General features: G+C 73.6%; 22 protein-coding genes. 18 read left to right on the top strand and 4 right to left on the bottom strand.

What is annotated here, in order from left to right:
* The first annotated feature begins 29 nt into the window (after positions 1 to 29).
* From R2S09_RS32715 to R2S09_RS32650, 14 genes are all read left to right on the top strand, one after another.
* Positions 30 to 1370, top strand: a complete 1341-nt coding sequence (locus R2S09_RS32715) for a hypothetical protein (RefSeq protein ID WP_306192419.1) — start codon at positions 30 to 32, stop codon at positions 1368 to 1370.
* On the top strand, positions 1367 to 2158 hold the full coding sequence (locus R2S09_RS32710) for a 4'-phosphopantetheinyl transferase superfamily protein (RefSeq protein WP_316744929.1): 792 nt from the start codon (positions 1367 to 1369) through the stop codon (positions 2156 to 2158). The genes R2S09_RS32715 and R2S09_RS32710 overlap by 4 nt, the downstream gene beginning before the upstream one ends.
* Positions 2155 to 4182 carry a condensation domain-containing protein gene (locus R2S09_RS32705; protein ID WP_316744926.1) on the top strand — a complete coding sequence of 676 codons (2028 nt, stop codon included), beginning with the start codon at positions 2155 to 2157 and terminating at the stop codon, positions 4180 to 4182. Before R2S09_RS32710 ends, R2S09_RS32705 begins: the two co-directional genes overlap by 4 nt.
* A gap of 106 nt (positions 4183 to 4288) precedes the next feature.
* Positions 4289 to 4501 (top strand): acyl-CoA carboxylase subunit epsilon, encoded by a 213-nt coding sequence (locus R2S09_RS32700; protein ID WP_306192416.1) that lies wholly within the window; start codon positions 4289 to 4291, stop codon positions 4499 to 4501.
* A 102-nt stretch (positions 4502 to 4603) separates the two neighbouring features.
* Entirely contained in the window at positions 4604 to 6136 is a 1533-nt protein-coding gene (locus tag R2S09_RS32695) for an acyl-CoA carboxylase subunit beta (RefSeq protein WP_306192432.1), read from the top strand.
* Between the two features lie 203 nt (positions 6137 to 6339).
* Positions 6340 to 7185: an AfsR/SARP family transcriptional regulator gene (locus tag R2S09_RS32690; RefSeq protein ID WP_306192415.1), complete on the top strand. Its 846-nt coding sequence runs from the start codon at positions 6340 to 6342 to the stop codon at positions 7183 to 7185.
* Positions 7186 to 7207: 22 nt separating this feature from the next.
* The gene (locus R2S09_RS32685; protein WP_306192414.1) at positions 7208 to 7864 is read left to right on the top strand and encodes an acyl carrier protein; all 657 of its coding nucleotides are present in this window, start codon (positions 7208 to 7210) and stop codon (positions 7862 to 7864) included.
* Between the two features lie 20 nt (positions 7865 to 7884).
* Positions 7885 to 9579: a beta-ketoacyl synthase N-terminal-like domain-containing protein gene (locus R2S09_RS32680; protein WP_316744923.1), complete on the top strand. Its 1695-nt coding sequence runs from the start codon at positions 7885 to 7887 to the stop codon at positions 9577 to 9579.
* Positions 9576 to 10415, top strand: coding sequence for a 4'-phosphopantetheinyl transferase superfamily protein (locus R2S09_RS32675; RefSeq protein ID WP_316744922.1), 840 nt, complete (start codon positions 9576 to 9578; stop codon positions 10413 to 10415). The genes R2S09_RS32680 and R2S09_RS32675 overlap by 4 nt, the downstream gene beginning before the upstream one ends.
* A gap of 193 nt (positions 10416 to 10608) precedes the next feature.
* The gene (locus R2S09_RS32670) at positions 10609 to 11430 is read left to right on the top strand and encodes an AfsR/SARP family transcriptional regulator (RefSeq protein WP_306192411.1); all 822 of its coding nucleotides are present in this window, start codon (positions 10609 to 10611) and stop codon (positions 11428 to 11430) included.
* Positions 11431 to 11772: 342 nt separating this feature from the next.
* Complete coding sequence (locus R2S09_RS32665) at positions 11773 to 11979, top strand: hypothetical protein (RefSeq protein ID WP_306192410.1); 207 nt, start codon at positions 11773 to 11775, stop codon at positions 11977 to 11979.
* Positions 11980 to 12165: 186 nt separating this feature from the next.
* Positions 12166 to 12459: a thioesterase II family protein gene (locus R2S09_RS40725; protein ID WP_399145194.1), complete on the top strand. Its 294-nt coding sequence runs from the start codon at positions 12166 to 12168 to the stop codon at positions 12457 to 12459.
* Between the two features lie 564 nt (positions 12460 to 13023).
* Positions 13024 to 13245, top strand: coding sequence for a DUF5988 family protein (locus tag R2S09_RS32655; RefSeq protein ID WP_306192409.1), 222 nt, complete (start codon positions 13024 to 13026; stop codon positions 13243 to 13245).
* 86 nt (positions 13246 to 13331) lie between these two features.
* On the top strand, positions 13332 to 14216 hold the full coding sequence (locus tag R2S09_RS32650; RefSeq protein WP_306192408.1) for a metallophosphoesterase: 885 nt from the start codon (positions 13332 to 13334) through the stop codon (positions 14214 to 14216).
* A 24-nt stretch (positions 14217 to 14240) separates the two neighbouring features.
* On the opposite strand, the gene R2S09_RS32645 is transcribed toward R2S09_RS32650, so the two are convergent.
* Positions 14241 to 16826, bottom strand: coding sequence for an AAA family ATPase (locus tag R2S09_RS32645; protein WP_316744920.1), 2586 nt, complete (start codon positions 16824 to 16826; stop codon positions 14241 to 14243).
* 56 nt (positions 16827 to 16882) lie between these two features.
* Positions 16883 to 17185 carry a PqqD family protein gene (locus R2S09_RS32640; RefSeq protein WP_316744918.1) on the bottom strand — a complete coding sequence of 101 codons (303 nt, stop codon included), beginning with the start codon at positions 17183 to 17185 and terminating at the stop codon, positions 16883 to 16885.
* 267 nt (positions 17186 to 17452) lie between these two features.
* Here R2S09_RS32640 and R2S09_RS32635 point away from each other — a divergent pair, with 267 nt between their 5' ends.
* The 3 genes from R2S09_RS32635 to R2S09_RS32625 all read left to right on the top strand — a co-directional run bounded on the left by R2S09_RS32635 (position 17453) and on the right by R2S09_RS32625 (position 19544).
* A complete protein-coding gene (locus R2S09_RS32635) occupies positions 17453 to 17755 on the top strand; it encodes a hypothetical protein (protein ID WP_306192405.1) in 303 nt (100 codons plus the stop codon).
* A 132-nt stretch (positions 17756 to 17887) separates the two neighbouring features.
* Entirely contained in the window at positions 17888 to 18025 is a 138-nt protein-coding gene (locus R2S09_RS32630; RefSeq protein WP_306192404.1) for a hypothetical protein, read from the top strand.
* 265 nt (positions 18026 to 18290) lie between these two features.
* The gene (locus tag R2S09_RS32625; RefSeq protein WP_316744915.1) at positions 18291 to 19544 is read left to right on the top strand and encodes a helix-turn-helix transcriptional regulator; all 1254 of its coding nucleotides are present in this window, start codon (positions 18291 to 18293) and stop codon (positions 19542 to 19544) included.
* On the opposite strand, the gene R2S09_RS32620 is transcribed toward R2S09_RS32625, so the two are convergent.
* Together R2S09_RS32620 and R2S09_RS32615 are read right to left on the bottom strand one after the other, a co-directional pair.
* Positions 19514 to 20944, bottom strand: coding sequence for a phosphopantetheine-binding protein (locus R2S09_RS32620; protein WP_316744914.1), 1431 nt, complete (start codon positions 20942 to 20944; stop codon positions 19514 to 19516). The two genes, R2S09_RS32625 and R2S09_RS32620, sit on opposite strands and share 31 nt — an antisense overlap.
* Before the next feature lie 40 nt (positions 20945 to 20984).
* Positions 20985 to 21269 carry a hypothetical protein gene (locus tag R2S09_RS32615; RefSeq protein WP_316744913.1) on the bottom strand — a complete coding sequence of 95 codons (285 nt, stop codon included), beginning with the start codon at positions 21267 to 21269 and terminating at the stop codon, positions 20985 to 20987.
* A 378-nt stretch (positions 21270 to 21647) separates the two neighbouring features.
* Here R2S09_RS32615 and R2S09_RS32610 point away from each other — a divergent pair, with 378 nt between their 5' ends.
* Positions 21648 to 22877, top strand: coding sequence for an aminotransferase class V-fold PLP-dependent enzyme (locus R2S09_RS32610; protein WP_306192400.1), 1230 nt, complete (start codon positions 21648 to 21650; stop codon positions 22875 to 22877).
* Positions 22878 to 22935 lie beyond the last annotated feature (58 nt).

Here is a 22935-nt window from a genome sequence, read left to right as displayed (position 1 = left end):
CGGCGTTGACGACTGGGAGGGACGGCCCGATGGCGGACACCGGGCAGGGCTCGCTCCTGCGGCACGCGGGTGCGGCCCCGACGGGCACGGGTCCAGGGCAGCCCGGCCCCGCGGCGGCCGGAAGCCGCCTGCCCGCCGACATCGTCCTGCGCGCGTGGCAGCTGGAGGAACTGTTCGGCGACCCCCGCGACCCCGCCCAGCTGCGTGCGTACGAGGCGCTGGCCGCCTCGGGGACGACAGGGAGCGCGGCCCTGCGGGAACGGGTCGCGGCGGAGCTCCTGCCGCCGTCCCGGGGCGGTCGCTTCGTCAGCGCGGACCTCGCGGTGCCGGGGCTGCGGCCCCTGCTGCGCCGCGATGCGGCGCTCGGCCACTCCCTCGCCACCGCGGTCCTGTTCTCCTCGGACGAGGCCGACGCCCCGATGCTGCCGCAGGCGGTGGACCTGGCCCGGCTGCTCGCCCCCGTGGCGCTGAGCGCGGCGGTCGGCACGACGCTGCGCTGCGCGGTGCGCGCGGTCGTGCGGGGCGGGCAGAGCTCCGCGCGCTGGCGCCTGTCCCTGGCGGGGGCCTTCACCGACCTGCTGGCCTGCGAGAGCCTGCTGGCGGTCGCGCTGCGCACCCTGGACCTGCCGCCCGACGCGGGCCGCCTGGTGCGGGCCGCCGCCGGCCATGTCGTACCGGGACTGCTCGGCGAGGTGCTCGACGAAGTGGCCCTCACCCTGTCCGAGTGCGGATTCGGCGTCGGCGATCACGAGATGCGGCTGTGTGCGAAGGCGGTGGCCGACATGGCCTACGTACGGGAGGCCTCGGGGTCCGGGACCACGTGCAGGACCGAGCTGGTGAGCGAAGCGCCCGCGTTCGCCGCCGCGGGCGCGGCGGGCGCTGCCGGCCGCCTGTTCGGCGGGACCGGGGGGCACGACGCGGCGGCACCCGTCGACTGTGGGGGAGCCCTGCTCGGCGTCCTCGTCGACACGGCCACCGGGGTCGGCGAGGGCAGTGCCGCCGACCCGGCCCACGATCTGGCCAGAGTGGCCCGGCGGCTGCTCACCGAGTACCGGTTGCTCGGCAGGCCCGGCCGCCGCGCCGGCCGGGCCGTGTCCCGCCCGCCGACGCCCGCGCTGGCCGACCGGTACGCCCGGATCGTGCTGGCCTGCACGGCGCTGGGAGTGCACCGGGACGCGGCGGCGCACGGCAGCGGCTTCCTGGCCCGCCCGGAGTGGGCGCTCCTCGCCCTGTCCCGGACCGTTCAGCGGCTGGGCGTCACCTCTGCAGACCCGGTGAAGGATCCGCGTATCGACGTCGCGGCGGAACTGGAGGCACGGGAGTGGAAGAACCTCGACTGCGATCTCCACGCCACCAGGACCCCGTGGTGAGCGGCCGGCAGGCGGTACGGGCCGACGCCACGGAGCCGCTGTACGTGGCGTGCCCCGACGGCCCATGGACCGAGGCGCAGAACCGGTTCCGCGAGCACGGGCGGCTGGTCGTGCACACGACGTGGGGCGCCTGGGCCCCCGCGGCGCTGCTCGACCCCGCGCTGCCCCGGCTGCTCGACCGCGACTGGCCGCGCTACCGCCAGCTGCCCAACGCCGAACAGCGGCTCGGCTTCGCCGCCTCGCGCTACGTCATGAAGTACACGGCCGCCGCGGCTGTGGAGGCCTGCGTCGACGAGATCGACCTCGTCTACCAGCCCGGGGGACGGCCCGGGCTGCGGGGCCGGGACGACATCACGCTGAGCCTCGCGCACACCGACGAGCTCCTCGTGGTCGGGGTGAGCCGCACCGGCCCGATCGGGGTGGACGCCGAACTGGCCGACCGCGACATCAACTTCGACCTGATGAGCGGCCATGTGTGCACACCCGAGGAGGAGGCGAGGCTGTCCGCGCTGCCGGTTTCGGAGCGTGCTTCCCGGCTCCTGCGGCTGTGGACCCTGAAGGAGGCGTACACCAAGGCGCTCGGGTACGGGCTGCGGCGCCGCTTCAGCACGGTCGGCTTCGCACAGGAGGAGACCGGTGCCGCGGTGCTGGCGGCGCCGGTCTCCGACGCCGCGGACTGGGAGTTCCGTACCCATCGCGTCCAGGGCCGGTACCTGGTGAGCGAGGCGCACCGCAGGGACCGGGCGGCCTCCCAGGCCCCGCCGGGGGACGGCCGGGGCTGGGTATGAACTGGCATCGTTCCCTCGAGGACGACCTGCTGTGCGTGGTGTCCCTGCCGGACGGCGTGCGGCGGGGCGAGCGCCATGTGCTCGATCTGTGCGGACACCTGACGGCGTCCGAGGCGGAACGCGTGGCGGCGCGCGCCGCGATCCGCCACCGCGGCTTCAGCGTGCAGCTCGAACGCCACGCCGTGGACCACCACACCCTCACCCTCACCCCGCACGACGCCTCGGCGCGGGACCAGGACCCGGTGCCCGAACTGCTCACCGAGGTGCTGCTGGTGCCGCCGGGCGCGGAGCCGGTGCCCCTGCTCGGGGCGCAGCGGGCCCGGGTCCGGGCCGCCGTGCGCGAGCAGGACGATCCAGGACTCCACGTCGAACAGGTGGCGTGGCGCTGGACCGGCCAGCTGGACCTGCTGTGCTTCGTCGCCGCCTGGCAGTCGGTCGTCGAGCGCGAGTCCGTGCTGCGCACCAGCCCCGACTGGGTCGGGGTGCCGCGGCTGGTGGTGCACTCCCACGCCACGGTCGACGTGACCCGCTGCTCCGGTCTCGAGAAGTCCTGGAGCGAACTGCTCGAGCAGGACCGGGAGCGCGGCTTCGACCTGCACCGGCCCGCGCTGCTGCGCCTGACGCTGCTCGACGACCCCGTGCACGGCGAGACGGTGTCCCGGCGCTCCACGCGGATCCTGCTGACCTACCACCGGGCGCTCCTCGACGAGCGGTCCGTGCACCTGCTGCTGCGCGCCTTCTACCGCGCCTATCTCTCGGGCGGCGTGCTGCCGGGCGGCGAGCGCCGCCCCGACCTGCGCGACCACGCCCGCTGGCTGGCCGGGCGGCCGGCCGTGCCCGCCCGCGCGTTCTGGGCGGGAGCCGCGTCGCCGCCGGCCACCGGTCTCAGCCCCGGCAGGCCGGGCAAGGCCACCGGGGAGCGGGGCAGTGCCCGGGTGCGGCGCCGGCTGCGCCGCGCGCAGACGGCGCGCCTGAGGTCCTGGGCCGCGGAGTGGGGCCTCGGGGAGAGCAGCGCGCTGCATCTCGTGTGGGCGCTGCTGCTGTACCGGGCCACGGGCGTGAGCGGCCCCGGCCGGGTCGCTTTCGGGGTGCACCTGGCGGGCCGGGACATCGCGCTGCCCGGGGCCGCCGACGTGCCGGGGCTGCTGGGATGCGTGATGCCGCTGACCGTCACCGTGGACCCGCAGGCGCCGATGCGGGAGCTGGCGCTCGAGCTGCGCAACGCCGTGCTGGACATGGTGGCCTACCCGTGGGTCGACGACGAACTGCTGCGCTGGAGCGGGGCGGCCTCGCCCGAGCACGGCGTCGACACGGTGCTCGTCTTCGACAGCGTTCCCGAGCACCCCAGGGCGCTGCGGGGGGAACTCGCGGCGAAGGGCGTCCATGTCGAACCCCCCAGTCTCGCCGGTGGTGGCACGAGTCATGACGTCACCCTCGTCGCGCGCCACGAGCCGGACGGAAGCCTCGGCCTGACCGCCCTGTACGACCGTGCGGCGCTGCGGGACGTGTACGCGGCCCGCACGCTCGCCCACACGGTCCGGCTGCTGTGCGCCCTGGCGGACTTCACCGACCCGGACACCACCGTGGCGCAGGTCCTCGAGGTCCTGGACGGCGCGGAGGTGCCGCGCGTCGCGCCCCGGCCGCCCGGGGCGATCCCGCCGGAGTTCGCCGTGCTGCGCACGGGGGAGCCCGGCGCGGACGTCATCTGCCTGGTCGCGGACGGGGCCGCGGCGCCCCGGGCCCACGAGCGGTTCGTCGGCCGGCACAACGGCCCCGAGCACATCGTGGAATGGCGCTGCCCGGGACCCGGGCACACGCTGCCCGCCGAGCTTGTCGAGGTGCTGGGCAGCGCCAGGCTGCTGCTGTGCGGCAGCGGGCCGGGGGCGCTGACGGCGTACGAGATCGCCGGCTCCGCCGCGCACGGGCGCGACGTCGTGGTGGTGATGACGGGCACCGGCAGCGCGGAGGCGGGCGCGAGTGCGCTGGCCGCGGGGCTCAGGTCGGTGCTCGCGGGCAGCCGCTGAGGCGGTCCGGGGCGACCAGGGCCGGGCCGCGAGCCGGGTTCGAGCGGAGTGAGACCGCTTCTCCAGCGCTGTGGACGACGGTGGCCGGGAAGCCGGAGGAGGCCCCATGACGGACACGGGCATCGTCGAACCCCTCGTACCGCGTGACGTCGTACGCGTCGAGCGAGGCCGGGCCAGCGCGGAGGAGCTGGCGGCCGTACTCGTCGTGCTGCTCGGGCTGCGCGCACAGTCCGATCAGATGCTCGAAGAGCAGGCGGAGGCGCGGAAGCGGCGGTGGCGCGGGCCCGAGGCGTACCAAGCGCCCGGCAGCTGGAAGTGACGGGGAAGCGGTTCTCCGTCCCAGGAAGGGGATTGAACACAGATGACGGCGACAACTTCCCTCGTCCTAGCCGAGCCGGAGGCGGGAGACATCCGTGGGCGCGTGGCCGAGCTGGACGCGATCCACGCCCAGGCCCTGGCGGGACCCGGCGAGAAGGCGACGCAGGCCCAGCACAAGAAGGGCAAGCTGACGGCGCGCGAGCGCATCGAGCTGCTTCTCGACGAGGGGTCGTTCAACGAGGTCGAGCAGCTGCGCCGGCACCGCGCGGTCGGCTTCGGCCTGGAGGCCAAGAAGCCGTACACCGACGGTGTCGTCACCGGCTGGGGCACGGTCGAGGGCCGCACGGTCTTCGTCTACGCCCACGACTTCCGGATCTTCGGCGGCGCCCTGGGCGAGGCCCACGCCACGAAGATCCACAAGATCATGGACATGGCCATCGCGGCGGGCGCGCCGCTGGTCTCCCTGAACGACGGCGCGGGCGCCCGGATCCAGGAGGGCGTCTGCGCCCTTGCCGGTTACGGCGGCATCTTCCAGCGCAACACCAAGGCCTCGGGTGTCATCCCGCAGATCTCCGTGATGCTCGGCCCGTGCGCGGGCGGCGCGGCGTACTCGCCCGCCCTCACGGACTTCGTGTTCATGGTCCGCGACACCTCGCAGATGTTCATCACCGGTCCGGACGTGGTCAAGACGGTCACCGGTGAGGAGATCTCCCAGAACGGCCTGGGCGGCGCCGATGTGCACGCCGAGACCTCGGGCGTGTGCCACTTCGCGTACGACGACGAGAAGACCTGCATCGCCGAGGTCCGCTATCTCCTGTCGCTGCTGCCGCAGAACAACCGTGAGAACCCGCCCCGCGTCGAGCCCGACGACCAGCCCGGCCGGCGCAGCGACGCGCTCCTGGACCTGGTGCCTCTCGACGGCTCGCGGCCGTACGACATGGCCAGGGTCATCGAGGAGCTCGTCGACCACGGCGACTACCTCGAGGTGCACGAGCGCTGGGCGCGCAACATCATCTGCGCCCTGGCCCGCCTCGACGGCCATGTCGTCGGCATCGTCGCCAACCAGCCCCTGACCCTGGCAGGGGTGCTGGACATCAAGGCGTCGGAGAAGGCGGCCCGCTTCGTCCAGATGTGCGACGCGTTCAACATCCCCATCGTGACCCTCCTCGACGTGCCGGGCTTCCTGCCCGGTGTCGACCAGGAGCACGGCGGGATCATCCGGCACGGCGCGAAGCTGCTGTACGCGTACTGCAACGCCACCGTCCCGCGGATCTCGCTGATCCTGCGCAAGGCGTACGGAGGCGCCTACATCGTCATGGACTCCCAGTCCATCGGCGCGGACCTCACCTACGCCTGGCCGACCAACGAGATCGCCGTGATGGGCGCCGAGGGCGCGGCCAACGTCATCTTCCGCCGGCAGATCGCCGAGGCCGAGGACCCCGAGGCCATGCGCCAGAAGATGGTCAAGGAGTACAAGGCCGAGCTGATGCACCCCTACTACGCGGCCGAGCGCGGCCTGGTCCACGACGTCATCGACCCCGCCGGCACCCGCGAGGTGCTCGTCCGCTCGCTCGCGATGCTCCGCACCAAGCACGCCGACCTGCCGTCCCGCAAGCACGGCAACCCCCCGCAATAAGGCAGCAGCCAATAAAAGAGTCCGCTCGGTTCATTTTCGGCGAAGAGAAGGCGAACAAATCGGCCCCAAAGGTCCGATTTGTTCGCCTTCTCTGCGGGAACGGCCTCTCGATGACGGGTAGTGCGGCAATAGAAAACCGTTGACAAACCGCTCGTGCTGTTTTTTAATCGAGGAGCTTGTTACGGGAGAACTCGGGAGGCGGCGTGGACATCGAGGTTCTGGGTGCGTTGGAGGTGCGCGAGAACGGGGTGTCCATCACCCCGACCGCGCCCAAGCCGCGCAAAGTCCTGGCGCTGCTCGCCCTGCACGTCGATCAGGTGGTGCCCCTGTCGGTGATCATCGAGGAGCTGTGGGGAGGCGAACCGCCGCGCAGCGCCCGGACGACGCTGCAGACGTACGTCCTGCAGCTGCGGGAGCTCATCGCCGAGGCCCTGGTGAAGGACGACGCCGGCACACCGCTGCGCACCCCCAAGGACGTACTCGTGACGGCGCCGGGGGGCTACATGCTGGTCGGCGGCGAAGGCACCCATGACGTGCGGGAGTTCGAGCGCCTGGCGGGCACGGGCTACCGGGCCATGGACGCCGGTGACTTCCCCAAGGCCGCCGCCGCGCTGCGCGAGGCGCTCGACCTGTGGACCGGGACCGCGTTCGCGGGTGTACAGCTCGGTGCGCAGCTGTCCATGGAGGTCAAGCGGCTCGAGGAGAGCCGGCTGTGCGCCCTGGACCAGCGCATCGAGGTGGACCTGCGCCTCGGCCACCACCGCGAGCTGCTCGCCGAACTGACGGTCCTGGTCAGCCGCTACCGCACCCACGAGAACCTGCACGCCCAGTTCATGATCGCCCTCTACCGCTCCGGGCGGCGCGGCGAGGCGCTGGCCATCTACCGCAGGCTGCGCACCACCCTGGTCCAGGAGCTCGGTCTCGAACCGTCGGCCCGGTTGATCCGGCTGCACAAGTCCCTGCTGGCCGCCTCCGGCGAGGGCCTGCGCGTGACGGGCGAGGACCCGGCGCTCCCGCAGGCCGTCCTGAGCACCGTGCCGATGGGCTGACGGCTCCCGGGAGGGGACACCTGTGACGATCAGTGATCCGCGCGGACCCGGGCAGGGCCTGCCCGCCACGGAACCCGAAGCGCTCGCCGCCTGTACGGCGGTCCTGGCCGAGATGCTGGAGCTCCCGCCGGAGGCCGTCGATCCCGAACGGCCCTTCCGGGCACTCGGGTTCGACTCCATGCTGAACGTCGCGTTCACGTCCGCGCTCAACCAGCGCTACGGCACCCGGATCGGCCCGGCCGACCTGCTGGAGCACACGACGCTGCGGGCGCTCGTGCGGCACGTGGTGGGGGAGGGGCACGCGGCCCCGCCCGCTTCGTCGCCGTCGCCCTCCGCCGTGGGCCGCACGCTCGTCCTCGGTGAACTGCGGCGCCAGCTCGCCGGGCTGCTGCACCACAAGCCCGAGGAGATCGACGCGGAGCGGGCCTTCGCCGAGCTCGGCCTCGACTCGGTGCTCGCCAACGAGTTCATCGCGGGCCTCAACCACACCTACGGACTGGCCGAACCGGCCTCCGTCCTCCACGACCACCGAAGCCTGGCCGCCCTGGCCGCCCATCTCGCCACCCTGGTGACCGTCGCCCCGCGGACGGCCGGGGACCTCGAGACGCTGCTCGACGCGGTACGCGACGACGTACTGAGCATCGAGGAGGCAGTGGCGCTGCTGGGGGCCCGCACCTGACGGGACGGAAACCCAGCATCATGGACAACCGGCAGATCCTCACCCACTACAAGGACGGCACGCTCCAGCGCGAACACGCGCTGACGCTGCTGCGCGGAGCGCTGTTCTCGGCGCCCGAGCCGGCGCAGCTCACCGACGTGGCCGGGCCCGGCCCCCGCCCCGGGGCCGGGCCGGCCCGCTCCGCCGAGCCGGCCGCGGCGCAGGGCTGGGCGGTCATCGGCATCGCCGGGCGCTACCCGGGCGTCGAGGACGTGGATTCCTTCTGGCACGGGGTGCTCCAGGCCAGGGACACCGCGTCGCAGGGCCCCGGCCACCTCATCGGCGACATCGACGCGTTCGACCCGCAGCTCTTCGGCCTCACCGAGGAAGAGGCCACCGCGGCCGATCCGCGCGAGCGGCTGCTCCTGGAGGTCGCCTGGGACGTCCTCGAGCGCTGCGGCCACACCGGCGCGCGGCTGCAGCGGCTCAAGGCGGCCGACGGCGCGGAGCGCAGCCTCGGCGTGTACGTCGCGGCCGGCCGGGGCCTGCCCGCCGCCGGCCCGGCCGCGCCCGGCGGGCCCTGGCGGATGGCCGACCGGCTGCCCGAACTGCTGGACCTGCGGGGCCCCAGCTGCACCGTCGACACCGCCGAGTCCTCCTTCCTGACCGCCGTGCACCAGGCGCTGAACGCCCTCACCACGGGCGAGTGCGCGGCCGCCCTCGTCGCCGCCGCCGACCTGGGCCCCCGCCCCGCGCCGCGGCCGGAACACGGCGAGGCGGTCTGCGCCGTCCTGCTCAAACCGCTCGCCGCGGCGCGCGCGGACGGGGACCTGGTGCACGCCGTCATCCGGGCCGGCGTCGTCGCCCAGCGCGGCCGCGGCGGCCGCGCCGCGGCCGAGGACCGGCTGCTGCGTGCCACCGCCCACCGCACCGGCATCACCCCGGACGACATCACCCTGTGGGAGACCCCGCAGTCGGTGGCCCGCTGCGTCGGTGACGCCGGCGCGGCCACCGGGGGCGCCGCGCTGACCCGGGCCGTGCTCCAGCTGCACCACGCCACCCTCGCGCCGAACCTGCCGGGGGCCGAGGCGGTGCCCTGGGCGCCGAGCGGGCCCGACGGCGCCCCGGTGCGCCGCAGGGCCGCGGTCACCGTGCACGGCAGCGGCGGGGTGTGCGGGCAGCTGGTCCTCGAGGAGGACGGCGAGGGCGCTGCCGCGGACGCCGTGGCGCCGCGTGCCGAGGGCGAGCAGCTGGTGCTGCTCTCGGCCCCCACCCCGCGCCATCTCACCGGTACCGCACGGCAGCTGGCCCGCTGGGCGGCCGCGCTGCAGGACGCGGGCAAGTCCGAGCCGACCGCCGCCGAGGTCGCCGCCGAGCTGCGCACCGGCCGGGCCGCGGGGCCCTGCCGGCTCGCGGTGATCGTCCGGGATCTCACTCAACTCACGTCGCTGCTCGAGGAGTTCGGCCGCGAGGGACCGGATCCCGAGGGTCCCGGCGCGGTCCGCCGCGCCGATCTGCGCGGCCGCGAGGGCCGACCGCCGCTGCTCGAGGACGTCCCCGAGACCCGCGCCTATGTGCGCGCCCTGTGGCAGTCGGGCCGCAACGAACAGCTGGCCCGGCTCTGGCTGGCCGGTGTCGACGTGGGCGCCGAGGCCCCGCCGCCGCCACGCGTGGTGCGGCTGCCCGGCACGGCCGTGCGGCCGCACGGCTCCGCGGACGCCGGGAGCGACCGGTGACAGGCGTGCCGCCCGCTGCGGCCCCGGGCGCCTCCTCCGCGGTGAAGCTGTGGCTGTGCGCCAACGACGACCTGCCGGACGCGATCGCCGGGGTGCTCGCCACGCACTGGCTGGACGGGCCGGAGAAGGAGACCGCGGAGCGGTTCATGTTCGAGCGCGACCGGCGGCAGTACGTGGTGGCGCACACCCTGGTGCGCAGGGCGCTGGCCATGGAGGTCGGCCTCGTCGAACCCGAGCTGCTGATCTGGCGCTCGCCCAGGGGCAGGCCCTCGCTGCAGTACCCGGCGGGCGGACTGCCGCGCGGCGGCCCGGAACTGGACTTCAACCTGTCGCACGCGAGCGGCTACAACCTGCTCGGCGTGGTGCGCCGCCAGCGCATCGGCGTGGACATCGAGCGTCTGGACCGGGACGCCGGCGCGCTCGAGACCATCGCACGCGCGTACTCGCCCGGGGAGCAGAGCTGGGTGGGGCAGGCCCGGGTCGCCTCGGCGGCGTGGAAGCGCCGGGTGCTGCGGCTGTGGACGCTGAAAGAGGCCTACAGCAAGGCGCGGGGCCTCGGCCTCGGGCTCGACTTCGACTCCTTCGCCTTCACGCTCGCCGACGAACAGGGCGTGCTCGGCTTCCAGGCGCCCGCCGACGACACCGCGGGCGCCTGGATCTTCATCGAGCTGGAGCCGCTGCCCGGCGTCCTGGTGGCCGTCGCGGTCCAGGCCGACCGGGGGCCGCTGCCGGAGCTCCAGCTGTACCAGGGCTTTCCCTGGAAGCGCTTTGAGCCGCAGCTGTTCTCCCTGCCCGAGCCGGTGCGCGACGGCGGCCACGGCCTGCTCATCTCCTGACTGATTTCCTCTGTCCGAAAGACGCCGATGAAGTATGCGGATGAATTCGACAAAAGCCGAAGATCTCTAAAATTAGAAGGCCGCTACAGATCTGCTGGAGAAAAGTGATCGGCTGGTTAGCGGTCCGATAGCTTGCTTTTCTGCGAAACATTACGGACCGCGCACGTGGCGGATCGACGGGGAAGGTGCTCGCGTGAAGATTCAGCTCTTGGGCCCGTTGGGTGCCGAGGTCAATGGTGAATCGGTCGTGCCGTCGGCGGGGAAGCCGCGGCAGATCCTGGCGCTGATGGCGCTCTCGCCCGGGCGTGTGATCCCGGTCCCGACCCTGATGGAGGAAATCTGGTCGGTGAACCCTCCGCAGAGCGCGCTCACCACGTTGCAGACCTACATTCTGCAACTGCGCCGGCGCATCGGGGTCGCCATGGGGCCGGGCAGCGCGGGCAGCGTGAAGGAAGTGCTCGCGACTCGGCACGGCGGGTATCTGCTGCAGATCCCCGCCGCCGACATAGACGTACGCCAGTACGAGACGCTGGCGCGTGAGGGGCAGGCCGCTTTCGAAACCGGCGACAATCAGGTCGCCGCCGACCGCTTCCGTGCCGCGCTCGATCTGTGGCGGGGGCGGACCATGGTCGACGTGCGCCTCGGGCCGGTCCTGGAGATCGAGGTGATGCGGCTGGAGGCGAGCCGTCTGGTCACCGTGGAGCGGCGGATCGACGCGGACCTGCGCCTTGGGCGCCACGCCGAACTCATCGCCGAACTGGTCGAGCTGACGGCCCGGCACCCCCGGCACGAGGGCCTGCACTCCCAGGTCATGGTCGCGCTGTACCGCTCCGGGCGGCAGAGTTCGGCCCTGGACGTCTACCGCCGGCTGCGGGGCCGTCTCATCGAGGAGCTGGGCGTCGAGCCCTCTCCGCAGCTGCAGCGGCTGCACCAGGCGATGCTGGCGGTCGACCCGCTGCTCGACGTACTGGCGGGGCCGCCGCGGAAGTCCACGTTCGACCTGTTCGCGGCGTAGGCGCGAAGGTCCCGAGCCGTCCTGGCGGGGGATTCGAGGACGGCCCGGGAGCCACACGTCCGGCGGTCCGGTGCGCCGGAGCTCCATGGTGGCCCGTGGTGGTAGGGCGGGACTCGAGCGCGGCGTCCGCCCTTCGCGCCCCAGCGCGTCCCGCAGCCCTGAACCGGCCCCTGGGGCCGCCCGGCCGGTCCGCGATCGAGCGGCGCGGCGCCGCTGCTCCGGTGCGACCGGGCCGAATCTCGAGCGTTTCTCGAGCTGGTGCCGCGAAGGTGGGGTGGGCGGCGGCCTTGCCCGCCTGCCGCAGGTGCCCGCACGACCCGACACGAGAAGGAGGCATGCCCCATGAACCCGAGGACCCTCACCGCCGCCGACCTGCCCCGTGCGTATGCCGCCGAGGGCGGAGCGCTGCCGCTGCCGCGGCCCCTGCCCGAGGAGAACCTGCCGCTGACCGAGAGCCGTGTGCCGTCGGCCCCGGACGTGCCGCGCCTCGTCCCGGCCGGCGCGAGCGACGTGCCGGGCGGCGCGAGCGACGTGCCGGCCGCGGCCTGACGCCCCGCGAGGGCGCCCCGGGCAGGGCATCGCCCGGGTCACCACTGCCCTTCGGCCTTTCCGGTCCCGGAGCACTGCCGCACCGCGGGTCGGATCCAAGGAATGCACAGAAGGGATCGGCATGACGGGGCCGACGACATTCGACGGGGAATGGATACGCCGCTTCCGTCCCTCCGGTGAAAGCACATTCCGGCTGTCTGCTTCCCGCACGCGGGCGGTTCGGCCAGCTATTACTACGCTTTGTCGAAATCCCTGGCGCCGGGACCGGACATGCTCGCGCTGCAGTATCCGGGACGCCAGGACCGGGTGGCGGAGGGGTGCGTCACCTGCCTCGCCGAACTCGCCGGCCACGCGTACGCGGCGCTGCGCGACGCCGAGGACGGCCGCCCCTGTGTGCTCTTCGGACACAGCATGGGATCGGTCCTCGCCTTCGAGGTGGCCCGCCGCTGTCAGGAGCGGACGGCTACGCCGCCCGTCTGACCGCTCGCGTCCGGATATCCGGCGCCGTCCCGGCTGCGCGGCGGCACCGTTCACCAGCGCGACACGGCCGGGATCCCGGACGAGCTGCGCACCGGGGGCGGCACCGACCCCGTCTGGCCGGCCGAGCCGGCGGCCGCCGTCCTGCCGCCGGTCCGCGCCGGCCACACCGCCATCGAGACCCATCCGCGTTCCGACGCCCGGCTGACCTGCCCGATCACCGCACTGACCCGCGACAACGACCCATACACCACGCTCGCCGGGGCCGAGGCCTGCACGGACCACACCACCGGCGACCTCACCTGCCAGGTCTTCCGCGGCGGCCATTTCTTCATCGACCAGCACCTCCAGGAGATCACCTCGATCATTTCCGACGCCGTACGGAACCTCTCCGCGGCCGTCCCGGAAATGCTGTGACACCGGATCGGCCGCGGGGTGACCACCCCGCTCCTGTACCTCCACCGGGCCATCCCGCGGGCAGTTCCCCGCGCTCCGGACCGCTGCGCCACGGCGGGCCCGAGGTTGGCCACCACCGAAGAATCCGTGGACGACCACAAGGAGTTCCCCATGCCAACGATGACCGCCGAACCCAACGCCCTGTTGGTCGGCATGCCCTACCAGCCGCGCGAGAACGAGATCGTCACGTTCGTCCCGGACCACCGCGAGACGTTCAAGCTCCGGGTCGAGAACCGCTACGACCATTTCACCCCCACCGAGGAGTTCGTCCGGCGGGGCGACAGCGAACTGCGCGTGTTCCGCTACGCCCAGCACACCTGGGTCGCGGAATAGCGCACCGTGACCGACTGTCCGGATAAAGTCCCCGTGCCGGAGCAGGACTTCTGCACGGGGCCGTTCGAGGTCTAGGGTCTGATTTCATGCCGCACGGGAAAGCCGCGACACTCTGGGCCGTCAGCGACCTGCACGTTGCCTTCCCGGACAACCGGACATTCGTCGAAGGGATGCGTCCGCGCTCGGACGACGACTGGCTGATCGTCGCCGGCGACTGCGCAGAGATGTCCCCGGACATCGAATGGACCCTGCGCACGCTCAGCAGCCGCTACGCCAAGGTTCTGTGGACACCGGGCAACCACGAGCTGTGGACCCCGCGCGGGGACCCGCTCCAACTGCGCGGCGCGGAGCGCTACGCGCACCTGGTCGACATGTGCCGCTCCCTCGGCGTGCTCACCCCGCAGGACCCCTACCCCGTATGGACGGCAGAGGGCGGGCCGGTCGTCGTGGCCCCGCTGTTCCTGCTGTACGACTACACCTTCCGCGTGCCCGAGGCCCGTACCAAACAGGAATCCCTGGACCGGGCCTACGAGTCCGGCATCGTGTGCAGCGACGAGTTCATGCTCCACCCCGATCCGTACCCCACGCGCGAGGCCTGGTGCCTGGACCGTGTGAAGGAGACGGACGCCCGGCTGACCGAGCTCGACCCGCAGCTGCCGCTCGTCCTCGTCAACCACTATCCGCTGACCCGGCATCCCACGCGGATCCTGCGCTACCCGGAGTTCGCCCAGTGGTGCGGCACGGAACTGACGGCCGACTGGCACGTCCGCTTCCCGGTGCGCGCCATGATCTACGGGCATCTGCACATCCCGCGTACCACCTGGTACGACGGGGTCCGCTTCGAAGAGGTCTCGGTGGGCTACCCACGGGAGTGGCAGCGCCCCGGCCACCCCGCGGTGGGGCCCCGCCAGATCCTGCCGGTGCCGCGCGAGGGCCTGTCCGGCGGATCAGGCCGCGGCGGATCGGTCTGACCGGTCCAGAGGCCGCCCGGCCCCCTACACCGTGCCGCTCGCCGCCGGGGTGAGCGGCGTCATCTGGAGCGGCAGGTCGCGGCGCGAGGTGATGTGGAGCTTGCGGTAGACGCGGGTGAGGTGCTGCTCGACCGTGCTGACGGTCAGACAGAGCCTCGCGGAGACCTCACGGTTCGTCAGGCCCTGTGCGGCGAGCGTGGCGACGCGCTGCTCCGACGCGGTCAGCCGGGTCTCGCCCGACGCCGGACGCGGCCGCGCGTTTTCGGCTTCGCGGACCACCTGGGCCGGCGCCACCGGAAGGATGTCGTGCGCGAGCGCGGCGGCCCCGCACTCCTCGGAAAGACGCCACGCGGCCTCGAGGTGCGCGGTGCGGGCCGGGGTCCCCGGCGCGTGCAGCCGGGCGAGGTCGGCCAGGGTGCGCGCCGTCGCCAGCCGGTCCCCGGACTGCCGCAGCAGGACCAGCGCCCGGGTCAGCAGGGCGGCGCGCCGCTGCGGCACGGTGGTCGCGAGTGCCTGTACGCGCAGCGCCTGGCCGTCGGTCCACGGGTGCCGCGCGTCGGGCAGCGCGAGCTGCTCCCCGGCCAGGTGCGCCGCGTGCTCGACGTGGCCCAGGCGCAGCAGCGCCTCAGCGGCATCGGTGCGCCAGGGCAGGTACGCGGGATGGTCGATGCGCCACTCCCGCATCAGCCGCCCCACCTCGAGGAAGTCCGCGAGCGCGGGCTGCGGCTGACCGCTGGTCAGGTGGTGGTGGCCGCGCGCGTGCAGGAAGGCGAGGCCGTGCCGGGTGCGCAGCAGCGCGGGCGGCGGCGCGTCCAGGTGCTCGGCCGCCCGGTCGTACCGGCCCAGCGCGTCATGGGCGCGCACGAGCACCGCGCGGGCGCTGTACGCGAACGGGGCGCGGCCGCTGCCGGACAGCGCGGCCAGGGCGCGCTCCGCGAACTCGACGGCCCCGGTCAGGTCGCCGGTGCGCAGCAGGGCCTGGGCGTGGAGCTCGGCGAAGGCCGCGTGCCAGCCCGGCGCCCGGCGACGTTCGGCCTCCGCGAGCAGCCGTCGCGTCCAGGGCACGGCCCGCTGCGGCCCGGCCGAGTACGTCAGCGAGAACAGGGCCTGCCACACGGGCAGCAGGGTCGCGTCGGTGAGCCGGGCGGATTGCAGCAGGTGCTCGCCGGCCGGCACGGTGTCGCCGGTGGCCGCGCCCAGCGGGGGCAGCGCGGGAGCGCCGGCCGGGTCCGCGCGCCGGCCGCTGTCGTCGGCCGCCTCGGCGAGGTCGGCGCAGCGGCCCTGCGCCATGAGGAGCTGGGCCAGCGGCTGGGCCTGCGCGGGGTCGAGCCGGCCGAGCCGCCCGGCCCGCAGCAGTGAGTCGAGGTGCGGCTCCGCCGCGGCCGGGTCCAGCCGCCAGGAGACCTGCGCGAGACGCAGGCCGACCGCGGTGCGCTGGGGCCCCTCGGGGCAGCAGCGGTGGGCGAGTTCGAGCAGGCGCAGCGCACCGGCCGCGTCGTCCTCGGCCAGCAGGTCCTCGGCGGTGTCGCACAGCGTCCGCAGGTGCTCGGCGTCCGCGCCCGGCGCGTGTTCCGCGGCGGCCAGCAGATGACCGGCGGTCTCGGCGGCCGGGCAGCCCTCGGCCCGCAGCACGCGCGCGGCCCTGCGGTGCAGCTCGGCCCGGCGGCCGGCGGGCACCGCGGCGAGGATGACGTCCTGCGCCACCGGGTGGCGGGTGCGGCCACCGGTCAGCAGGGCGGCGGCCTCCAGGGCCGAGAGCGTGCGCCGGACCTCCTCGGTCGGCAGCCCGAGCACCCGGGCGGCCCGCTCGGCACCGGCCCGCGGGCCGAGCAGCGCACAGACCTGGGCCACGGCCGCCGTGCCGGGGCCGCTGCGGTGCAGGCACGCCGCCACGGCCATCGCGTAGGGGCCCCCGGGCCGGGGCTCGGCCCGGTCGGCGCGCGGGCACTCCTCGAGGAGTGCCCGCAGCAGCAACGGGTTGCCGCCACTGAGCTCGTACAGGGGACCGGCCAGCCTGCCGTGCCCGGCGGAGCGGACCACGTCCGCGGCCGTCTCCCGGCTCAGCGGGCCGAGCGTGACGCGGCGGAAGCCGGGCCTGCGCAGGAGTTCGGTGAGGAACGCCGCCCGGCTCGGCCGCTCCTGCAGCGGCACGGTGACGACGAGCAGCACCCGGGCCCGGCCCCCGTGCCGCGCCAGGTACTGCAGGTGGTCCAGGGACGTCCGGTCGGCGTGGTGCGCGTCGTCGACGCAGATCACCACCGGGGCGTCGGAGCCCAGGGAGTCCACCGTGCGGCAGAAACGCTGCATGTCCTCCACCCGGGTGGCGGCCGGCACCGGGCCGACGTCGCCTGCGGGCAGCAACTGCGGGACCCGGTGAGCGAGTTGGCGAAGCACGCCGCCTGGCACGGTGCGCTCCCCGGCCCAGCCGACGGCGCTGAGCACGACGGCGCCGACCGCCGTCGCGCGTTCGATGACCGCGTCGACGAGGGTGCTGCGTCCACAGCCGCTGGGGCCCTCGACCAGCAGGGTCCGGCAGCTCCCCTCGGGGGCGGCGCCCGCGAGGACCTCGTCCACGGTGCCGGCGACCTCGTGCCCCCACATGAACGGCATGACGTCCCCCGTCCGTGACCTGCCCGACCCTGGCGCTCACAGCGTGCTGAAGCCGGCTACAGGGGCGGTCGAGCAGGGACGGAGCACGGGCAGGAGGCCGACGCGCAGGGCTCGTCGCGCACCAGACCCGCGTCGCGCAGTTCGCCGATCCAGATATCGAGGTCGGCGCGGGTGTTCTCCACGTCCGAGCCCCACAGCGCGGCCAGGCGGCGGGCGGCCGCGGACACGTCGCCGTCTTTGTTCCGCAGCGCCATCCACATCGCGGTGCACACGGGGGAGCAGCGGAAGTGCCGGTCCGGGCGGGCCGTGACCATGTGCAGATGTCCCTCCGCGTCCACGCGGACACGGATCGAGGGCACCGGGCGCACATGCACAGACGCCTCCAGGCCGTAACTGCTCGGCAGAGCATGGACAGAACATGGACAGAACTACGCCTCCATCGTGATCCACGCTCGGCGCGGGGGGCAAGAGACAGCGACCCCTATGCGTGCCGCCCGGCAGGGGTGAGGGGTACTCGGGACCGGGGACCTCGGCTGTAGCGCACCTCGAACGGCCCTTGACCCGCACGCCCGACCATGGGTCCGCCGGCGCCCGAGGCGGGCGCTGCGAGAACGGGAGGTCCGGCCATGGCCCAGACACCGCACGACGCCGTGAGTGAGACGCTGGCGTCCCTGCTCGCCGACCGGACCCGGCGGGAGCGCAACAAGGAACTGGCCCGTGCGCTGGTCGCCGACGCCTATCACGCCCCGGTCTGCGAGTCGGTGCTCGCCGAGGGCGACCGCGTGACGGTGCGGGTCACCCTCACCACGGACCGGGTGCCCTGCGGGCTGATCGCGGAGTTCCGCTTCGACGCGGCGGGCGACGTGGCCGAGTACCACGACTTCCTGATCCGGGAAGGGGCCCTCGCCCCGTCGCGCGCGGCCGCCTGACCGGCCCCGGGTCCGCGCGGACTTCTGCCATCGGCGTGTCAACTCCGCCGTGCGCCCCCCGACATGATGCGCACCGCCAGATAGGCACGCATCCTGCGGGCGAGCCGTACGGGCACCGCTGTCCGTGCCCCTGTGGCCCCCCTGACCGTGCTGCGGCGCGGCCACCCGATGTCGTCCTCGTCGGACCGGCCCGTACTGGCGACCGGCTCCGGCCATGCGCGGACGGGCCGCACGGCGTCGGCCACCGGCTGGTGCGTGGGCATCGGATGATTCACGGCGACTCCTGGATGAGGACGCGCGTCCGGCATGATCACTCGAGATCCTCCCTCGAATCTCTGGAGAACCGGTCGAGAAGTGCCGGAGGCCGGGGTGAGCGCGACCGGAGCCCGGTCGGCGGTCCATGGCAAAGGTTTGCCCGGCTGTTGGCAGAGGCCTAGGCTCGGTGCTCCGGTAGACCGGTTCGCCTTCACCGCGACCACTCCCGTACCGGCACGCGTCCACCCGACCACCGCACTGCCCTCCTGGAAGTGGCCTGATGCTGCGTCAACCCGCGTTCGGAAGCCGTCTGAAGAAGTTGCGCCTGGCCAGAGGCCTGTCGCAGACCGCGCTTGCCGGTGACGGCATGTCCACCGGCTACCTCTCCCGGCTGGAGTCCGGCAACCGGCAGCCCACCGAGCGGGCGGTCACCTACCTCGCCGAGCGCCTCGGCATCGACGTGGCCGAGTTCGAGGAGCCCGCGGCCGGTTCCCTCGCACACGCGCTCACCCTCGCCACCTCCACCGGCTCGGACACCGCGATCGACACGCTGCGCGAGGCGTACGCGGCGGAGTCCCACGAGTCGCCCGTACTGCGCTGGCAGGCGCTGTGGCTGCTGGCCCGCTCCCGCAAGCTCGAGGGCGACCACGTCGGTGAACGCCGGCACCTGGAGGAGCTGGTCCGCCTCGGCGACGAGGTCGCGCTGCCCGAACTGCGGATGCGCGGACTGACGAGCCTGGCGCGCTGCCTGCGGTCCCTCGGTGAGATCCCGGACGCGCTGCAGGCGAGCGAGACCGCGCACCGGCTCGCTTCCGAGGCCGGGGTGAGCGTGGAGGACCGGGCCGGGGTGCTGCTCGCACTCGTGTCGGTGGAGACCGAGGCCGGCCGGCTGCCCGACGCGCGCGCGCACGCCGACGAGCTGACGGCACTGGTCGAGGGCCGCAGCGACACGCTGTGGGCGGAGGCGAACTGGACGGCGGCCGCCGTGCGCATGCGGCAGGGGGACTACGTTGGTGCGCAGGAGCGCCTGGAGCTGGCCCTGGAGGGGTTCTCCAGTGCGGAGGACCTGACGTTGTGGGTGCGGCTGCGGCTCGCGGCCGGGCGCCTGCACCTGCAGAAGATCCCCGCGGACCCGGTGGCGGCCGAGAAGTGCGTCACGCAGGCCGCCGCGGCGCTCGTCTTCGTCGAGACCACGACCCTGCGCCAGGAACTCACCGCACTCAAAGCCGACTTGGCGTTCCTGACCGGCCGTTACGACGAGGCCCGCGAACTGCTCGGATCGCTCGACCGTGACGAGTTGCTGATGACGTACCGGGAGCGGGCCAGGCTCGACATCCTCGCCCACCAGCTGCGGGTCCTGGCCGGTGACGAGAGCGGCGTCCAGGGGCTGCGGGAGCTCGCCGAAGAGGCCCAGCGCAGTGCCAACGTGGATCTGGCCGCGGAGATCTGGCGCATCCTCGCCGAGGCGCTCGTCCAGCTCCGGGCGCCCGCGCCCACGGCGGCTCACGAGGACCGCACTCCCGACCGCGCCTGAGGGGGCGTCGGCTCCGGGTACGGCACGGCGGCCAGCGCGGCCACCAGGTCCTCGCTCAGCGTGTCCGCCGACTCCTGTGCCACGGCGTCCAGTTGGTACGACGTGAGGAGGGTGAGTCCCGCGCTGTCGCCGGCTGCGTCGTGGTGCTCGGTCAAGGTCAGGGAGAGCGTCGCACACGGCGCGGCGTGGACCGGCTGCTGCGGGGTGATGGACAGGTTCGCGGCGTGCAGCGTCCCGGGCAGCTCCGCAAGGACCGTCAGCGCGATGCCGCCGGGGGTCGCGAGCGGCGCGTCGGGCGCTCGGTAGGCGGCCAGGTGGGCGGCCTTGGTCCGCGACAGGAGCTCGGCGAAGTCGGGGCGGCCCGCGGTGTCGACGGTCAGCGCGAGGATGCGGCTGTGCGGGGCGACCGCGTCGCGCAGCGCCGCGCAGTGCCGGGCCGGCACCGGAGCGGCCACGGTGACCGGGCCGGGTGCGCCGCGCTCGGCGACGAGCCGGGTCAGCGCCGTGTGCACGAGCATGAACAGGGTGACGTCGTGGGCGGCCGCGCAGCGGGTCAGGTGCCGGTGCACCGACGCGGGCACCTGGTGGGCCAGCACGTGCCGTTCCTCGTGCCGGTCGTGCGGGCTGCTGCCGGGCAGGGGAGTGGGGGCCCGGTCGCCTTCCCGTGCGCGGGGCGTGGTCTCCGGGGTGCAGGGGGTGCGGTGCGGGAGGCCGCCGGTGACCCGTGCCCGGTAGGCCCGGGCCAGTTCCGAGGCGAGCGGCCAGACGGCCCAGGGATCGATCACGTCGGCCGGCAGGGCCAGTTCAAGGAGCCGGTCATCGGTGCCCAGGGTGCGCAGCCTGGTTCCGACGTTGCCGAGACGGCTGTTGCGGAGGGCCTCGTGACGGTGTCCCAGGTCGGCCAGGGCGTGGTCGAGCGCTTTCTCGTCCAGGGGGCCTTGCAGGCGCAGGGGGAGCAGGGCGCTGTGTCCGGGGCGTGTCCGCGGGCCGGTGGCGGTGGGGGCCGGGTCACCGATCAGGGCGGCGAACCGTGCCGGGGTCGGTGCGGAGCTCAGCCCGTCGGGGCCCGGGTCGTCGCCGAACAACCGAGCGACGCGCTCCAGTAGCCGGGCCGCGTCGGCGGGGGAGCCGCCCAGCCGGAAGAAGTCGCTGTCCGCGTCGACCGTGCCGCGTGGTACGCCGAGCGTCTGCGCGAACAGGTTCCGCACGATCTCCTGGACCGGGGTCCCGGGCGGGACACCGGGGTGCGGCTCGACCGGAGCCGGGGTGTCCGTACGGACGAGGGGACCGACCGGGAGCCACGCGTGGTGGAGCGGAAGTCCCGAGGCCGAAGGCCGTCGGCCGGTGACGGGGGCCAGGATCGGCGCGGCCTGGTGCGGAACGAGCTCGAAGGGGGACATCAGCTGCCTCCAATGATCGTCGCTCGACTCGGTCTGACGCTCAGACAGCGGCGGCGGTGGGGGCGACGGGCCAGCCGATGCTGTCGTCGGTGGTGGTGGTGGCGGGGGCGACGGGCCAGCCGATGCTGTCGTCGGTGGTGGTGGTGGTGGTGGCGGCGGTGGCGGGGGCGACGGGCCAGCCGATGCTGTCGTCGGCGGTGGTGGCGGCGGTGGCGGGGGCGACGGGCCAGCCGATGCTGTCGCCCGCGGAGCTGATCCCGCTGGTGGTGAGGACGGCGGCGGCGGTGGCGGCGGTGACGACCAGGACGCGGGCGAGAACCTTCATGACTGACTCCTCTGTGACAAGTTTTGCCTCGGTGGCGAGCAACCTCTTGCCAAGAAGATTGACCGACTGACCTTGAGATGTGCTCGGAATGTGCTCAATGTTTGGTGGAGGCTGGCAAAACGGCCGGGCAATGAAAGCCGATCAGGCCTCATAATCTCAGCTCCTACCGCTCTGACCTGCACGGATGAGCCGGATTCGGTGTTGCCTGATGTGGCAACACATGGCAAGTCCCTCATGCCAGAACGCCCCGGCGCGGGAAAACCCGAGGTCCGGGCCCTGCCGCTAGGGCGCGCCTGGAGCGCGTGTTGCCAGGCCTCCGAACATGTAGGCAAGGTATTGCCAAGAAAGTTGGCAACGCTTGGCAAGGGAGATACGGCCGTGAAGCGTCCGACAGATGGTCAGCAGGACATGATCCACCTCAACACGGCAGGCCAGGGCCGGATGCCCAGCGCCGTCCAGTCGGCGTTGACCGAGTACGTACGCCTCGCGGACCGCTTCGGCCCGCACGAACTCGAGGAGTACGTCGAGGACGTCGTGCACCTCGAGATCCACCAGCGGCTCTCCGGCCTGCTCAACGCCCCCTACGGACAGACCGAGTTGTTCACCGCGGGCGCCACCGCGTTCGACGCGCTGGTCGGCGGCCTCGCCCTCGGCCGGCACGAACGCATCTGGACCACGCCCTACGAGAGCACCGCCCACCTGACCACCCTGCAGTCCGTGCGCGACCGCACCCACTGCCGCCTGGAGGTGGTGCCGCTGAGCCCCGACGGCGACCTGGACCTGGAGTGGATGGCCGGGCACATCGACAACGACGTGGCACTGGTCTCCGTGACCCACGTGCCCGCGACCCGCGGCATCGTCAACCCGGTCGAGGACATCGGCCGCATCCTCGCCCCGTACCGGACCCTGTACGCCGTCGACGCCGCCTACTCGGTCGGCCAACTGCCCGTGGACGTCGCCCGGATCGGCTGCCATCTGCTGACCGGCGACGGCTGGCGGTTCCTGTGCGGCCCCCGCGAGGTCGGCTTCGCGTACGTCGCACCGCATTTGCGCGACCAGCCGACGGAGTGGGCGGACGTCGATCCGGTGTCCTACCCCTTCGATCCGGACCCGTTCCCCGCCAGCGCGGCTGTCGCGGCGCTGAACTCCGCCCTGGCCCAGCACGCGCCGGACCGCCACGACCACGACCTCATGCCCGCGTTGCGCGCCGCCGTCGACGCGGTCCCGGGGGCCCATCTGGTCGCCCCCGGCCGGCGGCAGTCGGCGATCCTCGCCTTCGACCACCCACAGGTGCCCGCGGGGCTCATCCGGCACCGCCTCGCGGAGCAGGGAGTGGCGGTCGGAAAGACGGTCGCCCACCAGACCCCGCTGCTCGGTCCGGACGGTGCCGCCACCGCCTTGCGCGCGTCGCTGCATCCGGACACCTCGCAGCAGGGCATCGACCGGTTCGCGCAGGCCCTCAACGACGTCGTCGGGCGCCGCTGCACCCGCCGCCTGTTCCCGGTGAAGGAGCGCTCGCTCTTCGTGCGGGCCCCCGGTGAGGCCGCGCTGGCCGGCCGTACGGCCGGCCAGCGCGCCTCGCGGAAGACCGGCCGCTGGGCCGGCTGACGTGTCGACACAGGTTGCGAGCGTTTCTGTGCCGGTTCCCTAGCGCCGCGCGCTGTAC

It is taken from the genome of Streptomyces sp. MK7 (genome assembly GCF_032658145.1).
GTDB lineage: Bacteria > Actinomycetota > Actinomycetes > Streptomycetales > Streptomycetaceae > Streptomyces > Streptomyces spiralis.
The sequence above is the reverse complement of the archived record's forward strand: the minus strand, read 5'-3'. Positions and strand labels throughout refer to the sequence as shown.